Source organism: Bryocella sp. (genome assembly GCF_058498515.1).
The window spans coordinates 35,228-50,425 of sequence record NZ_JBMHYI010000032.1; the positions used below are offsets into that span (position 1 = coordinate 35,228).

Consider the following 15,198-nt stretch of genomic DNA (forward strand, 5'->3'; position numbering starts at 1 on the left):
CGAGGCGCTTCGAACCTGCCTGTACCGCAAGCCACCCCGACGGGCGGCCCAGCTTTGGTGTCCGTGCCTCAAGGATATACCGGCGAGGGCGAGTTGGGCCCGATTCCCCGGTCAACCATCTGGCGATCTCTTGCCCGTTGGACGAAGCAAACGGCTGTGCGTCAGCGCACATGCCCGTCCTACCTCAAACGTGCGACAATATTCGCAGTCCGCGACTGCGCGGCCCGGAGACCTACGATGGGTGAACTTTTCCAGCCAACACATCTGCTCGTGATCGGCGTGATCCTGCTTGTACTGTTCGGCGGCAAGAAGCTGCCGGAGCTCGGCAAGGGTCTCGGCGAAGGCCTGCGCGGCTTCAAAGAAGGCATGAAGGGCGTCACTGACGACCAGACGAAGCCGGGCGAGTCTGCCCACGTCGTCACCCCCAAGGCCGACGAAGCCCCGAAGCCCCCCACAGCGTAAGCGAGAGATCTGCCGCGCACAGCGGCCAGACATCAGGCTTTTCCAGGAGCCCGGCAGATGCCGGGCTTTGGTGTGTCTGGGGATGAAGTTGGTTGTTGGATATTCGCTTTTGGGTGTTGCGTGCAAAGCCCGACGCATACCTCTACGTAGGGACTGGGCCGCGTCGCCATAGAAAGACCCGCCGCTCACCCAACATCTAATACCTAAGACCCAACAACTGCTTCCTCCGCATCTCGGATCTCGAATCTCGCATCTTTCCAAAGATGAAGCTGAAGAGTCCGTACCTGATCAAGCCGCACGACAAGGTCCGCCTGCCCTCCCACTCCACCCACGCCGACGGCGGCATGAACGAAGGCGCGGCGCAGGCCGTCTTCGTCGAGCAGCGCGGCAAGCTCGAGGATCTGCAGGATCGGCTCTATGCCGCCCAGTCGCATGCCGTGCTGATCGTCCTCCAAGGCATGGATACCGCCGGCAAGGACGGCACCATCAAGCACATCTTCTCCGGCGTGAACCCACAGGGCTGCGATGTCTCCAGCTTCAAGGTGCCCACGCCGATCGAGGCGAAGCACGACTTCCTCTGGCGCTGCCATATGCAGGTGCCGGCGCGCGGCATGATCGGCATCTTCAACCGCTCGCACTATGAGGATGTACTCTCGCCCTGGGTGCACGGCACGCTGAGCGACAAGCTCTTCCGCCGCCGCCTCCAGAACATCAACGAATGGGAGCAGACGTTGATCGACAGCGGCGTCGTGATCCTCAAGTTCTTCCTGCACATCTCGCACGCGGAGCAGACCAAGCGCTTGCAGGAGCGCATCGACATGCCGAACAAGCGCTGGAAGCTCTCCCCCGCGGACTTCGAGGAGCGTCCCTTCTGGCCCAAGTATCAGGAAGCCTACGAGCAGATCCTGCGCCACACCAGCCTCAAGCACGCGCCCTGGTTCGTCATCCCCGCCGACCACAAGTGGTACAGGAACCTGGCGATCTCGAAGGTCCTTGTGGATGCGCTCAGCGGACTGAAGCTTGAGTACCCGAAGCCTGCGTTTGACCCCTCCGGCATCAAGCTGAGCAGCGAGAGCCCGAAAGCCGCGGCGAAGCAGGTGAAAGCTCGCGCGGCGGCGAATGTATCCTGAGAGCTGCGGACGTATCCGTCGAACGGGCCTGGAGCGCCGGCGACGATCAATAGGCGTGGGCCACCAGCACGGCACGCACGTTCCGCCACACTAAGGAGCCTCGTGGAAATTTCCGCAGCCGCGGAGAGGCGTCTGTTAGCCTCCTCCCTTTCGGTCAACTCCGCGCTGACGGCCGCCGGAGGCTTCTTGGATGGCTTCACCTTCTTCGGACACGGGCGGGTCTTCGCCAATGCCATGACCGGCAACGTGATCATGCTGGGGCACTCGGTTATCACCTACGACTGGCCCGGCGCCTGGCATCGCGTGCTGCTGCTCGTAGCGTTCTCCTGCGGCATCTGGTTCTCACAGCTCATCCATCTGCAAGACAGACGTCGGCATCGGCGCCTGGATCCTTACAGCCGCATTCTTCTCCTGGAGGTGGGCGTTCTTCTGGCCTTCGGCTTTTATCCGCGCCAGTGGCACGATACAGCCCTGATCATTGCGATCGCCTTCGCCTCTTCGGCACAGGTTCAGACCTTCCGCGAGGTGCGAGGCAAGGGGTACTTCTCCACCTTTACCACCGGCAACCTGCGCACGCTTTGCGAAGCGACCTTCTCCTGGCTCTTCGAGGAGCGCGATGCGCAAACCTCCATGGCCATGCGAACCTTCGCGCAGATCTGCGCCGTCTTTCTCATTGGAACCGTTCTCGGGGGGCTGGCCTTCGCGCGCTTTGGAAATTACGCCCTCTGGTTCGCCGCTCTGCTGTTGGTCTACGTCGCCTATCGCCTGCAAAGAGGCCGTGCAAGCCTCGATACTCGGGGTGCGGAAACTGCTTAGCCGATCGATTTTTCTGGACTCGAATCCCGGGATTCGTTATCACTGAAACAATCCACCCAAAGAGGTCGCTGCTATGGGAGAGTTGTTTCAGCCGACGCATCTGCTGATTCTGATGTTCTTCGGTCTGCCGTTCTCGGTTCTTGTCGTTCTGCCCTTCTGGGTGATCTTCAAGAAGGCCGGCTTCCCAGCGGCCTTGTCTCTCCTGATGCTCGTCCCCATGGCAAACATCATTGCGCTCTATGTGCTGGCGTTCTCCCGCTGGAGATCCACGCCCGCGGCATAGCGATCTCAGGCTCAGACCGTAATCATCACCACCGCGACCAGCGCCAGCAGCATGCCGCCCAGCTGTCGTCGCGTGGGGCGCTCGTGCAGGTGCCAGGCCGCGAGCAGGATCGTCCCCGCCGGATAGAGGCTCGCGAGCACAGAGGCCACATCCAGCCGGCCCATCCGCGTCGAGGCGATGTAGAGAAGATTGCCGCCGGTATCCAGCAAAGCAATGCCCATCGCCCAGAAGAGGGCCTTTCGGCTAAGCCAGGGCCGCGATTTAGGCCGCGCCACGTCCACGTTCTTCGGCCCGTGCTTGCTTACGAGCGACAGGATCGCCAACAGCACAGCGCAGGTGACCAGGCTTCCGGAGCGGGCGAGCGCGATCGGCTCCGCCACACCCAGCGGATTCGCGAACTTGAGTGCCGTAAAGTAGACCCCGAACCCAACGCCACCGATCAGCGCGAGAGCCATCGTGCCCTTGGCTTCGACTCCAGCGGCATTCTCGGGCGAAGGCCCTGCCGCGATGACCCAGATGGCCGCCCCGGCCATCACGAATCCGGCAATAGTCAGCGGCCCAGGACGCCCTTCGACGAACGCTGAGGTGAGCGCAGGAATCGCCGCAGCCAGCAGACCGCTGAGTGCCGCCGAAGCGCCCATCTCGCCACGCGAGAGCGCGATATAGAAAGCTGTCAGCGAAACCCCGGCGGCTACCCCGGCACCCAGCGCCCAATACATGGGAGCGCCGGCAGGCCAGGAGGCGCGCTCGACGATCAGCACCAGCAGCAGCACCGCAAGGCTAACGGCATGGGCCGCGATGATCAGCCGAAGCGCTCCACGTGTGGCGTCGCTCGCGTCGTCAGCGGCATATTTGGCGCCCATGCCACCGGAAAAATCACCGCCGCCCCAGGAGGCGGCGGCGACGAGAGCCACAATAGCGTTGGAAGGAAACGGCATCCGGCTAGGGCGTGGGCATCCTGGCCGAAGGCGTGGTGATCGAGCTGGCGCTCGCCGTAGGGTAGTAGCCCTTCTTGGAGATGATCTCGACATTGGGCCGCAGCACACGCACCTCTATGGGGCGGTACTTGCCATCCAGCACGCTCTCGTTCGAGTAGTAGCCAAGCGTGTACTGCGCTCGGACCTCTTCGCTGATCTTCGCGAAGCTCTCCTCGATACCCTTGGCGCGGAACTCCGGATCGCACTGTCCGCCGGTCGCGGCAGCGTAGCGCGGTAGCGCGTTATCGCGCATGGTCAGCGGAAGGTGAATGCGATCCAGGAAGCCCATGCCGGGTTCGCTGGACGAGCCAACGAGCGTCGCGTAGACGGCGATGTTGTGCGCCTGCAGGAACTTGATGACGTCCTTCTCCTTGGACTTGGAACCGTACTCCTTGCCGTCGGAGATGATGTAGACGATGCGGCGGCGGTTGTTCGGAGTCTTAGCCAGCTCCGCAGCAGCCGTCAGGATCGCGTCGTTGAGGGTGTGGAATTCCTTCTCCGGATAGAGCGTCGAGTTCCCTGCAGCCGAGTGGGTCGGGCTGGTGTTGGGATCGACGTCGAAGCCGTTCTTGTAAGTCGTCTGGGCCAGCGGACCACCACCGTACCAGACCTGGTCACGGCCGGTGGTCTTGGAGCGGTCCAGCACCACGGCCAGCCGCTGGCTCTGTGCCGCGGTGAAGGCGGTCTGCTCAGTCACGCCGTTGTTGTAGGTGAAGACCGACATTTCGTCGTAAGGCGTGAACGCTCCCTGGAGCGCGTGCAGCGAGGTGTTCACCTTCTCCATCGTCTGGAAGTCCACGCTCTGGTCGACGACCAGCGCCACCGAGAGCGGGAACGGATCCGAAGACCAGTAGGAGATGTTCTTGCGTACGCCGTTCTCATAGATCCGGAAGTCGCGCCAGGTGAGGCCAGGATAAAGTTTGCCCTTCGAGTCCTTCACCGTGACGGGAATCTGCACAAAGTTGACATGTACCCGGATGATGGAGGACGAGTCCGCTGCAGTCGGAGTTGGAACCGGTCCGCTGTCATCATCCTCGACCTGTTCCTTGGCCGCCGCCGCTGGAAGCGTGCTGGTTGGCGCGACGCCACCGTTGTCCTTGATGGCCTGCGCTTCGGCAGCCTTGTTCTCGGCGGGAGTGGCAGCCTGCGGCGGAGCGGCCGGAAGCGCCTGGCCCACGGGGGTCACCGTGTTCAGGTTCGGCAGCGTTTGTGGCCGCGGAGCGTCCGGAATGTTCTGCTGGCCGCCCTGCGCCGTGGCGGGAACTCCCGCCATCGCCAGTGCGAGCATGCCCGCCATTAGCGTGCCCGTCGTCTTCATCCTGCTGCCCAACACCATACGTCCTCTTTTCAGCCATCCGGGGCCAGATTCTGCCCAGGTTCTCATACCCTTTGAGAGTATCAACAAAAACCGTGCAACCCACCCACTCAAGGGGATAGAAATCCCCAGCCGCAGCTGGGTCTGGGTCTCTCGCCGCGAGCAGGTCTCTCTGCTCTGACGCACGACCCCACCGCAACGTTGCGCGGGTTCTTCGCAGAGCCATGCGAAGACGACTCATCTTGCAACACAGCAGCCGATTCTGTCGCCAAAACTGCCCGCCAACCCGTCTAATAGGGCGAGAGACCCCATGTCGCTTCAACACACCCCCAGATTTCTCCTCTCGCCGCTGAGTCTTGCGCTCGGTCTGCTGCTCGCGCCTGCCTGCGTGCAGGCGCAGTGCGCCCCCTCGGTGGATGCCCCGCCGCCGCCCTCGAAAGCGCCCGCCGCGGCCGATGACGGCCCGATCATCCATGACAATCAGACCCTGAAGGTGAACGTGAACCTGGTGGACGTGTACTTCTCCGTCCGCGACAAGACCGGCTACGTCACCAGCCTGAGCAAGGATTCCTGCCAGATCGCCGAGGATAAGCAGCCGCAGACCATCAAGCGGCTCACGCTGGAGAAGAACCTTCCCCTGACCATCGGGATCCTGCTGGACACCTCGGGATCCCAGACTAACGTTCTGCCGCTGGAGCAGGACGCAGGCTCACGCTTCCTGCGCGAGGTCATCACCCCCAAGGACGAAGCCTTCCTGATCTCCTTCGACGTCAATGTGGACGAGCTCGCCGACTTTACCAACTCGCCCCGCGAGCTGACCCGCGCCATCAACAAGGCATCCATCAACGAGGCATCCAGCTCGGCCGGCGTTCCGGGCATCGGCGGAGGTCCGTTCCCTACCTCGAACCCGCGCGGGACGCTGCTTTATGACGCCGTCTACCTCGCCTCCCACGACAAGCTGCAGTCCCAGGCTGGGCGCAAGGTGATCGTCGTGCTCACCGACGGCCAGGACCAGGGCTCGCAGTACAAGATTAAGGACGCGATCGAGGCCGCACAGAAGGCCAACGTCATCGTCTATCCCATCCTCATCGCCGACCAGAATGCCTACGCCCAGGCAGGGATGATCTACACCGGCTCCGGAGATATGAGCCGCCTCGCCGAAGAGACCGGGGGCCGCGTTATCAACGTCGGCAACAACGGCCGCAAGCTCGAGGACGCCTTCGACCAGATCCAGGATGAGCTGCGCTCGCAATACATTGCCAGCTACACGCCGGTAAACAAGGTTGCGGACGGGAAGTTCCGCAAGATCGAGATGGACTGCGGCAAAGGCCTGAAGATCCAGGCCCGCAAGGGCTACTATGCCCTGCCGGGCGGAGATGATCTCGGCCCCGGCGACAACCAGTAATCATCCGACGCCAATCGGGAAAGGCCCAGCCACTTCGGCTGGGCCTTTCGTATCTGTGCATGGCGCTCGCTCGCCGAATTAGCTGAAAAAGATCGTCTGTACGATGATGACGACGATCAGCACGCATCCCGATGCGATCACGCCGATCGCCGCCTGTGTCCACAGCATGCCATCGCCCAACAGGAATTGCTCCACCGGGCCTCGCGGCTCTTCGATCAGACCGTATTCGTTACCCGCTCGCACTGGAATCCATCCTCGCTTTCACGCGCTACGGGCGCGGTCCGGGGACTCTCCGATGCAGAGCCGCCCACGGGCCCTTATCGACCAGTGACCCAAATTGATTCAGTGCGACGCCGATTTTCTTCTCCAACCCCCAGCCCTAGGCTTCCATCGCCCCCGAGTACACCGCCATGCCCGCGACGGCATCCACACCCATCGCGTCCAACTCGTCGATCTCGCGGCGCTCCTTGATCCCCCCAGCAACAATCAGCTGCTTTGCCGTGGTCGAGCGAAGAATCGCGGCGACGTCGATCGGGAAGCCGCTCATCGTGCCCTCCGTGTCTACGTGCGTGTAGAGGAAGGCTGAGCAGGAGTCCTCCAGCCACGTGACCGCCTCTTCAGGCGTCAGCGCGACCGAGTCCTTCCAACCCCTCACCGCAACCTGGCCCTTCTTGGTGTCCACGGAGAAACACAACGCGTCCTCGCCGAGATCCTTCTTCAGGCCCTCGGCAAACTCCAGCCTGATGAGCTTGTGGCGGCGTGCTTCGCCGGCATCTGACGCACCAAACAAAGAAGACCCATAGATGACGCGCTTGGCTCCAAGATCGAGCAGGTGCTTACCGTCTTCCGCGGAACGCAAGCCTCCCCCAACCTGGCATGGAAGGCGCTTGCAGATCATCGCAACAAGCTCGGCATTCGAGCCCTGCCGCATAGCAGCATCAAGGTCGATCAACTGTACCAGCGAATACTTCGAGAAGCGTTCGATCCAATACTCGAAGTCATCGAACGCCAGCTTCAGGGTCTCGCCCTGGACGAGCTGCACAATGCGCCCGCCCATCAGATCAATGGAAGGAATGAGCATGAGCTTATTGTCGCAGCAGGGAGCACCATACAGCCCGCGGATTGAAGGCGCCCTATCGGCGGGATGCCGTCATCGAAGAGGAAAGGCCCCACCCTCTCGTGTCATTGGCAGCGCGCTCCGTGCGCCCCTGCCGCTTGAGCAAGCGCGAGCTCCAGCCCGGTCGTCGTCCAAAGCTCTGGTGATCCGCCGTAGCGATGCTCCAAAATGCCTGCCACAGAGCGACGTTTAGCGGCGCGGTGAGCAATGCCACGAACATGAGCCAGGGCACGGCAGGCATAGACGTATGCAAATGCGCCTGCTCAACGAGCAGCCGAAGCGCCGTGGCGGAGGGCTCCAGCAGACGCACGCAGAGAGTATGAAGCGCCGGAGGAAGCTGCCCTGACGATCCTTCCGGAATAATTGCTCCAAGCTTTGCAAGAACCTGAACGACTGCAATCCACATCAACGACTTCGAACGCACCTTACCTCCTGATGACTAACCGGGGGTGTCTATCGACGCAGACCAACGTACGTTGTGCTCTGTGCCTTGGGGCGACAGGGGTTGCAGCATGGTGCAGCGAGCGTCGCAGATCACGGCATCTAGCAAGGAAGTCGCATGGGCACACCCGCTCGAGCGACCTCAGCCTTCAGCGCACGCGAGTCCGTCACGCCGAAGTGAAAGATGCTCGCAGCCAGCGCGGCGTCGGCCCTGCCGGCCTTGAAGACCTCCGCAAAGTGGGCCGCCGAACCTGCACCACCCGAAGCGATGACAGGGATCTGCACGGCCTCGCTCACCGCGCGCGTCAGCTCGCAGTCGAAGCCGTTGCGGGTGCCATCGGAATCCATCGACGTAAGCAGAATCTCGCCCGCACCGCGCGCCTCGGCCTCTCTTGCCCAGTCCACCACACGCAGGCCCGTCGGCTTGCGACCGCCACTGACGTAGACCTCCGCATCGCGCACCGGATCGGAGCTGCCCACTGCGCGCCGGGCGTCAATGGCCACGATCACCGCCTGCGCTCCAAAACTTGCGCCGATCTCACCGATGAGCTCCGGCCGCGAGACCGCAGACGAGTTGATCGAGACCTTATCCGCACCTGCATCGAACACCGCCGCCGCATCCTCGGCCGAGCGAATGCCGCCACCCACGGTGAACGGCACAAAGAGCTGCGACGCCGTACGCTTTACCGTCTCCAGCAACGTGCCACGGCCTTCGTGCGTGGCTGTGATGTCCAGCAGCACGATCTCATCCGCGCCAGCAGCCGCATGACGATGGGCAAGCTCAGCGGGATCGCCGGCATCGATGATGTCGACGAATTGGATGCCCTTGACGACGCGGCCTCCGCGCACGTCTAGGCAGGCGATGATTCGTTTAGTAAGCATGCGGTTCGAGCCCCTTCCCCCTGGCTGCTGCACGCATCGCATCCCATGATTGGTCATCCATTGCACGCTTCGGAATAAATAAGAACTGCTTCGGAGAGATATAAAGAAGCGTCAGATGGGAGTTCTCGACAAAGCCGCGTAACGCTGTCCAAAGGAAGCGACCTTCGGAGCGCTCTGGAATTGCGGAGGTGACAGACTCTTCATCGAACGTAATGCGGACCCTTATCTGCTCGGCCAACCCGCTTCGGATTCTCATCCGGCGGAAGCATCGGCGCAGATTCCAAGGGCGGAGAACCACAACCGAGATCGTCATGACGAACCCGCAGAATGTTAGCCACGCCGCAAGTCCGAAACCATCCGAGCGCGCTGCGTAGCTCTCATGGAGCATGCCGATCGCGCAAAGCAACGTGAAGACAGGAGCGCCGATCATCCACGTCCAGAACCTCACGCGCGCCGCACGATTGTGCTTCAAATGAAGCTTCTGAGCCGCCTTGAAGTCCTCGAATGTAGAGATATATTCCCCGTTCACAGACCCTCGCTTGTGCAGTTATAGCTCCAGGAAGTTCTTCAGCACCTTCAGCCCGGCCTCCGCAGACTTCTCCGGATGGAACTGCACGCCCATCACGTTGTCGCGTTCGACTGCGCCGGTAAAGGCGCCGCCGTACATCGTCTCGGCGGCAGTGTCCACGCTCAGCGGCGCGCGCCACGAGTGCGTGTAGTAGACAAAGCTGCCCGGAGTAACGCCCTTGAGCAGCCGTGAGTCCGGACGAATGTTCTCCAGCGAGTTCCAGCCCACATGCGGCGCTTTCAACTCGGAACCTTCGTACACCGGAGGAAAATGCTCGCATTGACCATCAAAGTGGCCAAGTCCTAACGTATTCGGAGCCTCGGTCGAGCCTTCATACAGCCACTGCAGTCCGACGCAGATGCCGAGGAACGGCGTGCCCTTGGCAGCGATCTCACGCACCGCACCGGTCAGCGCGAGGTCCTGCAGCAGCTGCGTCGCCTGGAAGTGCCCGACTCCCGGGAGCACCACCTTGTCCGCGCGCAGCACATCCTCCGGCGTCTGCGTGACGACGATGTCGTCCGCACCAAGGAATCGCAACGCCTTCACGACGCTGGTAAGATTGCCCGCTTTGTAGTCGATGACCGCGATCATGGAACCCTTGAGCCTCGGCTACCGCCGCTTGATTTTTTGCTTCGCCCAGTACGTGAAAGCATCTTCGTTCAGCTCGCCCTCAAGATCTTCGATGCGTTGATGCATGCGCGTTGCGGCATCGCGAACGCCCTGGTTGTAGAGCAGCGGCCCAATCTCTGTGAGGAAGTAGTCAAGCAGTAGTCCCGCAGCCAGCTCTCCCATCGGCTCAGGCAGGTTCCGATCCGCGTACTGCCGCATGGAGGCGATGGCCTCCGCGCGATTTTCTTTCGACAATTCCATGCTCATCGCACGTCCCCGTACCGTCCTTGCTAGGAGCTAGAAGCTAACGGCTAGAAGCTAGCCTTACAACAATCCCTTCGTGCTCGGCAGCAGCTCCCGCATGCGCTCATCGCGCGAGCAGGCTCCGCGCATCGCGCGCGCGAAGGCCTTGAAGATCGCCTCAATCTTGTGATGGTTGTTGCGGCCGTACATCGTCTTCACGTGGACGTTGCACTTGGCTCCGCGTGCGAACCCATCGAAGAAGTCTGGCACAAGCTCGGTCACGAGGTCGCCGACAACGGGTGCGGTGAGCTGGTCGTCAACGACGCAGGCCACGCGGCCGGAGAGATCGACGGCAGCTACAGCCAGCGTCTCGTCCATCGTCATCACGAAGTAGCCGGCACGCAGGATGCCACGCTTGTCGCCGAGAGCCTCCGCGAAAGCCTCACCTAGCGCGATGCCCACGTCCTCGACGGTGTGGTGCTGGTCCACGTCGAGGTCGCCAATGCACTTGAGCTCGAGGTCGAAGCCGCCGTGCTTGGCGAAGCTCTCCAGCATGTGATCGAAGAAGCGGATGCCGGTGGAGACCTTGTACGTGCCCAAGCCATCCACATTCAGCCGCAGCGTGATGTCGGTCTCCAGCGTCTTGCGAGCAATGGTGCCTATGCGCACGGGCTCCGTCGCTGCGGAGGTTGTCGCGGGCGCAACGCCCAGCTCACTCACGATATCGCTCATGCTCTTCCTTCCTTGCGCGCTTGCTTGCGAAGCTTCTCCGCACGCTTGGTCTTCACCATCTGCAGGACCACGTACGAAATCGCCGCCAGAAGAAATGCTCCGTAGATCCAGATGACAAACGCATGCCGGGGCCCGATGGAGAGTGCGGTGAAACTCACGGCGGCGACAAGGCCACTGATCATGACGATCCTGCGGCGCTCTTCACTTCTGGCGCTGCCCGTGGAGCCTGCCTTGCTAGTTGGAGCGTTACTCATACTCGCGCTCCTCGGACGAAGTGCCACGGGCGTGGCGCGACTCCGCAGGCGTCCAGGCAATAGCTTCGAGCGATGCGCGCAACGCGGCGAGTCCCTGCGTCATCTGGTCTTCAAGTCCGATCGTGAGCCGCACATAGCCATCGCAACCGGGATCCGACGAACGATCGCGCAGCAGCACACCCCGTTCACGCATCGCTTCGATCAACTGTTTATGCTTCGGACCTATGTCCATCAGCACGAAGTTAGCCGCCGAAGGCCACGTCGGCACGCCTAGCTTTGCAAGCTCAGAGAACGCGCGGTCTCGGCCCGTGCGCATCTGCGCGACGTACCAGTTGAGATAGTCCTCATCCCCGAGCGCCTCGGGGAGCAACGCCAGAGCAACGCCATTGACGTTGTACGGTGAGGCTACCTTTCGGAGGTAGCCCATCAGGCGCTCGTTACCGACAACCATACCAATGCGCAGGTTCGCCAGGCCATATGCCTTGGAGAACGTGCGCGCGACGAGCAGGTTCGGAATGCTCTTCACATCCTCGAGCATGGTCTCGCCAAAGAAGTGGAAGTAGGCTTCATCCACCAGCAATACGGCGTGCGGTGCCGCTGCAGCAATCGCCAGCAGATCCTCGCGCGCGACCGTAGCTCCCGTGGGATTGTTCGGCGAAGCCACGACGATCAGCTTAGTCTTCGGCGTGATGCCGGCGAGGAAGCGCTCGCGCGGGAAGACTAGCGAGTCATCGCTCTGCACGCGCTTGATGCCGGACGTCATTAGGCCGATCGACACGTCGTACATGAAGAAGCTCGGCACCCACACCAAGGCCTCGTCGCCATCTTCAAGGAACGTGCACGCGATGAGATGGATTGCCTCATCGACCCCGTTGGTCAACAGCACCTGCTCGTTCGCGAGCCCAAAGTGTGCGGCGACGATGCGCTCTGCCGGATGGCGCTCGGGATAGATCGTGAGGCCTTCCGCAGTCAGCTGCTGCAGCTTCGCAAAGACGCGCGGGCTGGGCGCTGAGGTGTTCTCGTTGAAGTCCAGCCGCAGTGCGTCGCGGCCCGCGAGCGGCGGGTGATACTCCGGCATGGCGAGCACGCGGGCCCGCGGCTGGATGAGCGTTACGTCTTCGGCGGCAGCAGCCATGAGGTTCCTTCCAGCGGAGTGCGAACAGCAGATCCCCTGCGGGGATAACAACCAGAACAACAACAGCTACCGCATGCGTACGCGAACGCTCTCCGCGTGGCCCTTCAGGCCTTCCGCTTCGGCGAGTGTGATGGCATGTGGCCCAACGACGCGCAGAGCGTCAAGCGTGTACTGCTGCACCGTGATGACCTTGATGAAGTCCAGCACGCTGAGGCCTCCACGCACACGGCCATTGCGGCCCGTGGGCAGCACATGGTTCGGCCCGCTGATGTAATCCCCCATCGACTGCGGCGTGTGATGACCCACGAAGACGGAGCCGGCATTCTTCACCCAGCGCAGGTCTGCGCCGGTGTCAACCGTAAGGTGCTCGGGCGCGAGGCGGTTGGTCAGCTCACGCGCTTCGTCGGGGCTCTGCGTGACGAACGCATAGCCCTGCGCGGCGATCGACTGCTCCGCAATCTCATTGCCCTGTGCCTGGCGCTTCACTTCAAGCACCACGGCCTCCGCAAGCTCCAGCTTCGGCGTGATGAGGATCGCCAGCGCTTCGGGATCATGCTCGGCCTGCGCGACGAGATCCGCAGCAATGCCATCGGGATCACCACTCTCGCTGGTGACGACGATCTCCGTCGGACCGGCCGGCATGTCGATGCCACAGTACGCGCTCACGATCGTCTTTGCCGCGGTGACGTAGATGTTGCCCGGGCCAACAATCTTGTCGACGGACTCAACGGACTCGGTGCCGTAAGCGAGTGCTGCGATCGCCTGAGCCCCGCCGATGCGGTAGAACTCTGTCACGCCGGCAAGGTGCGCTGCAGCAAGCGTCTCCTGCGCGGGCTTCGGCGAGCAGACAACGATCCGCTCCACTCCTGCCACCTGCGCTGGGGTTGCCGTCATCAGCAACGTGGAAGGCAGCGGATAGCGCCCACCGGGGACGTAACAGCCAACGCTGCTCAGCGGTCGAACGATCTGCCCAACCTCCATGCCTTCACTAGGGCGGAAGCTGAAGCCACGCGGCAGCTGCTTCTCCGCGAAGATGCGGATGTTAGCCTGCGCGAGCCGCATGGCAGCCTTGAGCTCCTCGCCCATTGACTCCCACGCGCACTGCATCTCTTCGCGCGAGACGCGCAACGCCTGTCCCGGTGCGAGGCTGTCGAAGCGCTCGGCGTACTCGCGCAGAGCGCTGTCACCACGCGTTCGCACTGCTTCAAGGATCTCGCGCACTACAGCGTCGATCTTCGCCGTGTTGGTGGCGCCGCGGCGCTCCACCTGCCGGATTGCATTCTCGGCAGCGCCTGCGCTCTCACCGTAAGTCTTCAGGATCTTCATCGCGTGGTTATTGTCCTCATTAGCGGCGGCGCATGTTGGGCGGAATGTAGCCGGTCTGTTGCTGGCGCGGTGCACGGCCTGGCGTGCGCAGTTGCTGCTGCATCATGCGGCGCTCGTCACGCGAGCCCGTCATGACGACGCGCTTGGCCGAGGCCTCGCTCGCCGGATACACACGCTTGGGGTTCTTAGGATCGAGTACGACCGGAATGCGCATCCCGACCTCGAGCCGCTGGCTGGCAGGCACCCGCGTGCTCATCGAGACATCGCGCGACTCCGTGGTGCCGGGCTCCTGCACGCGCATGTTGATCTTCACGAAGTCAGCCTGCAGCTTGCCAAAGACCTTGACGGGCTCCGACGAGACCAGCGTGGCATAGACCACCGTACCGGTCGCGTCGATCTTCTTCTGCCGCGCGCGCTCCAGGAAGTAGCGCACCGCGGCAAAGGTAGCCACCACGGCCACCACGATCAGGGCAATGATCAAAGGACTCTTCATACCTATCTCTCCCTACAATCGATCCCTACAGCACAATCCTTACAGCACAACCTTCGACAGCGGATACTCCACGATGCCCGTACCACCAGCTGCCTTCAGCTGCGGAATCACATCGCGCACCGTGGACTGCTCGAGAATGGTGTTCACCGCGACCCAGTTCGAGTCATGCAGTTGATTCACCGTCGGCGAGTTCAGCGCGGGCAGCACCGCGAGCACAGCCTCGAGATCGGCCTTCTTCACGTTGAGCATCAGACCTACCTGGCTCTGCGCGGCCATCGCGCCGTTCAGCATCAGGCTCAGTGTCTCAATCTTCTTGCGCTTCCAGTCATCCGCCCACGCTTTCTTGTTCGCGATGAGCTGCGTCTCGGACTCCATCAACGTCTCGATGATGCGCAGGCGATTCGCGCGCAACGAGCTTCCGGTCTCGGTGACCTCGACGATCGCGTCAGCCAGCGTCGGCGGCTTCACTTCCGTGGCGCCCCAGCTGAACTCCACCTTTACGTTGATCTTCTTCTCGGCGAAGTAGCGCTTGGTGTACTCCACCAGCTCGGTCGCGATGGTCTTGCCTTCGAGGTCTTCGGGCTTCTGGAACGGCGAATCCTCAGGCACCGCGAGCACCCACTTGACGCGGGTGTTGCTCTGCTTGGAGTACGTGAGCGACGTGACGCGCTCCACATCCGCCAGGTTCTCGAGCACCCAGTCGTTACCGGTCAATCCAGCATCGAGAGCGCCATGTTCGACGTAGCGCGCCATCTCCTGCGCGCGCACCAGCATGCACTCAATCTCCGCGTCGTCGATCGTCGGAAAGTAGCTGCGGCCGCTCGCATAGATGTTCCAGCCTGCGCGCGCAAATAGCGCCAACGTCGCGTCCTGCAGACTGCCCTTCGGAATTCCAAGCTTCAGTTTGTTCGCCACTCTGATCCTTTCGTCCGGCAGGAGATGCGAGGTACGAGATTCGAGAGGCGGTCGCATCTCGAAGTCATCAAGCTCATCGCTTCCCCATGCCCTCC

The 15,198-nt window shown here is 62.2% G+C and carries 19 protein-coding genes; 5 read left to right on the forward strand and 14 right to left on the reverse strand.

From position 1 onward, the window contains the following. Positions 1 to 237: 237 nt before the first annotated feature. From AC5E6W_RS09570 to AC5E6W_RS09585, 4 genes are all read left to right on the forward strand, one after another. The gene (locus AC5E6W_RS09570) at positions 238 to 462 is read left to right on the forward strand and encodes a Sec-independent protein translocase subunit TatA/TatB (RefSeq protein WP_491752063.1); all 225 of its coding nucleotides are present in this window, start codon (positions 238 to 240) and stop codon (positions 460 to 462) included. A gap of 263 nt (positions 463 to 725) precedes the next feature. Continuing rightward, positions 726 to 1,592 carry a polyphosphate kinase 2 family protein gene (locus tag AC5E6W_RS09575; RefSeq protein ID WP_491752064.1) on the forward strand — a complete coding sequence of 289 codons (867 nt, stop codon included), beginning with the start codon at positions 726 to 728 and terminating at the stop codon, positions 1,590 to 1,592. Positions 1,593 to 1,694: 102 nt separating this feature from the next. Continuing rightward, the gene (locus tag AC5E6W_RS09580; RefSeq protein WP_491752065.1) at positions 1,695 to 2,408 is read left to right on the forward strand and encodes a YoaK family protein; all 714 of its coding nucleotides are present in this window, start codon (positions 1,695 to 1,697) and stop codon (positions 2,406 to 2,408) included. A gap of 73 nt (positions 2,409 to 2,481) precedes the next feature. Further along, positions 2,482 to 2,691 (forward strand): hypothetical protein, encoded by a 210-nt coding sequence (locus tag AC5E6W_RS09585; protein WP_491752066.1) that lies wholly within the window; start codon positions 2,482 to 2,484, stop codon positions 2,689 to 2,691. A gap of 11 nt (positions 2,692 to 2,702) precedes the next feature. Here AC5E6W_RS09585 and AC5E6W_RS09590 read toward each other — a convergent pair whose 3' ends face one another. Together AC5E6W_RS09590 and AC5E6W_RS09595 are read right to left on the reverse strand one after the other, a co-directional pair. After that, positions 2,703 to 3,629, reverse strand: coding sequence for a DMT family transporter (locus AC5E6W_RS09590; RefSeq protein ID WP_491752067.1), 927 nt, complete (start codon positions 3,627 to 3,629; stop codon positions 2,703 to 2,705). Between the two features lie 4 nt (positions 3,630 to 3,633). Continuing rightward, entirely contained in the window at positions 3,634 to 4,986 is a 1,353-nt protein-coding gene (locus tag AC5E6W_RS09595) for a VWA domain-containing protein (RefSeq protein WP_491752068.1), read from the reverse strand. A gap of 307 nt (positions 4,987 to 5,293) precedes the next feature. On the opposite strand from AC5E6W_RS09595, the gene AC5E6W_RS09600 reads away from it, so the two are divergent. Then, complete coding sequence (locus AC5E6W_RS09600) at positions 5,294 to 6,388, forward strand: VWA domain-containing protein (protein ID WP_491752069.1); 1,095 nt, start codon at positions 5,294 to 5,296, stop codon at positions 6,386 to 6,388. Between the two features lie 78 nt (positions 6,389 to 6,466). On the opposite strand, the gene AC5E6W_RS09605 is transcribed toward AC5E6W_RS09600, so the two are convergent. The 12 genes from AC5E6W_RS09605 to hisG form a co-directional block, all read right to left on the reverse strand. Further along, complete coding sequence (locus AC5E6W_RS09605) at positions 6,467 to 6,631, reverse strand: hypothetical protein (RefSeq protein WP_491752070.1); 165 nt, start codon at positions 6,629 to 6,631, stop codon at positions 6,467 to 6,469. A 136-nt stretch (positions 6,632 to 6,767) separates the two neighbouring features. After that, positions 6,768 to 7,469 (reverse strand): 1-(5-phosphoribosyl)-5-[(5-phosphoribosylamino)methylideneamino]imidazole-4-carboxamide isomerase, encoded by a 702-nt coding sequence (locus AC5E6W_RS09610; protein WP_491752071.1) that lies wholly within the window; start codon positions 7,467 to 7,469, stop codon positions 6,768 to 6,770. 579 nt (positions 7,470 to 8,048) lie between these two features. Continuing rightward, positions 8,049 to 8,828, reverse strand: coding sequence for an imidazole glycerol phosphate synthase subunit HisF (gene hisF, locus AC5E6W_RS09615; RefSeq protein WP_491752072.1), 780 nt, complete (start codon positions 8,826 to 8,828; stop codon positions 8,049 to 8,051). Continuing rightward, positions 8,818 to 9,357, reverse strand: a complete 540-nt coding sequence (locus AC5E6W_RS09620; protein ID WP_491752073.1) for a YcxB family protein — start codon at positions 9,355 to 9,357, stop codon at positions 8,818 to 8,820. Before AC5E6W_RS09620 ends, hisF begins: the two co-directional genes overlap by 11 nt. Before the next feature lie 18 nt (positions 9,358 to 9,375). Further along, positions 9,376 to 9,987, reverse strand: coding sequence for an imidazole glycerol phosphate synthase subunit HisH (hisH, locus tag AC5E6W_RS09625; RefSeq protein ID WP_491752074.1), 612 nt, complete (start codon positions 9,985 to 9,987; stop codon positions 9,376 to 9,378). 18 nt (positions 9,988 to 10,005) lie between these two features. Continuing rightward, positions 10,006 to 10,266 (reverse strand): DUF2164 domain-containing protein, encoded by a 261-nt coding sequence (locus AC5E6W_RS09630; protein WP_491752075.1) that lies wholly within the window; start codon positions 10,264 to 10,266, stop codon positions 10,006 to 10,008. A gap of 63 nt (positions 10,267 to 10,329) precedes the next feature. Then, complete coding sequence (hisB, locus tag AC5E6W_RS09635; protein WP_491752076.1) at positions 10,330 to 10,980, reverse strand: imidazoleglycerol-phosphate dehydratase HisB; 651 nt, start codon at positions 10,978 to 10,980, stop codon at positions 10,330 to 10,332. Next, positions 10,977 to 11,234, reverse strand: a complete 258-nt coding sequence (locus tag AC5E6W_RS09640) for a hypothetical protein (RefSeq protein ID WP_491752077.1) — start codon at positions 11,232 to 11,234, stop codon at positions 10,977 to 10,979. Before AC5E6W_RS09640 ends, hisB begins: the two co-directional genes overlap by 4 nt. Next, on the reverse strand, positions 11,227 to 12,369 hold the full coding sequence (locus tag AC5E6W_RS09645) for a pyridoxal phosphate-dependent aminotransferase (RefSeq protein ID WP_491752078.1): 1,143 nt from the start codon (positions 12,367 to 12,369) through the stop codon (positions 11,227 to 11,229). Before AC5E6W_RS09645 ends, AC5E6W_RS09640 begins: the two co-directional genes overlap by 8 nt. A 66-nt stretch (positions 12,370 to 12,435) precedes the next feature. Then, the gene (gene hisD / locus AC5E6W_RS09650) at positions 12,436 to 13,695 is read right to left on the reverse strand and encodes a histidinol dehydrogenase (RefSeq protein WP_491752079.1); all 1,260 of its coding nucleotides are present in this window, start codon (positions 13,693 to 13,695) and stop codon (positions 12,436 to 12,438) included. Positions 13,696 to 13,714: 19 nt separating this feature from the next. Next, complete coding sequence (locus AC5E6W_RS09655; RefSeq protein ID WP_491752080.1) at positions 13,715 to 14,188, reverse strand: hypothetical protein; 474 nt, start codon at positions 14,186 to 14,188, stop codon at positions 13,715 to 13,717. A gap of 39 nt (positions 14,189 to 14,227) precedes the next feature. After that, the gene (gene hisG / locus AC5E6W_RS09660) at positions 14,228 to 15,103 is read right to left on the reverse strand and encodes an ATP phosphoribosyltransferase (protein WP_491752081.1); all 876 of its coding nucleotides are present in this window, start codon (positions 15,101 to 15,103) and stop codon (positions 14,228 to 14,230) included. Between the last annotated feature and the right edge of the window lie 95 nt (positions 15,104 to 15,198).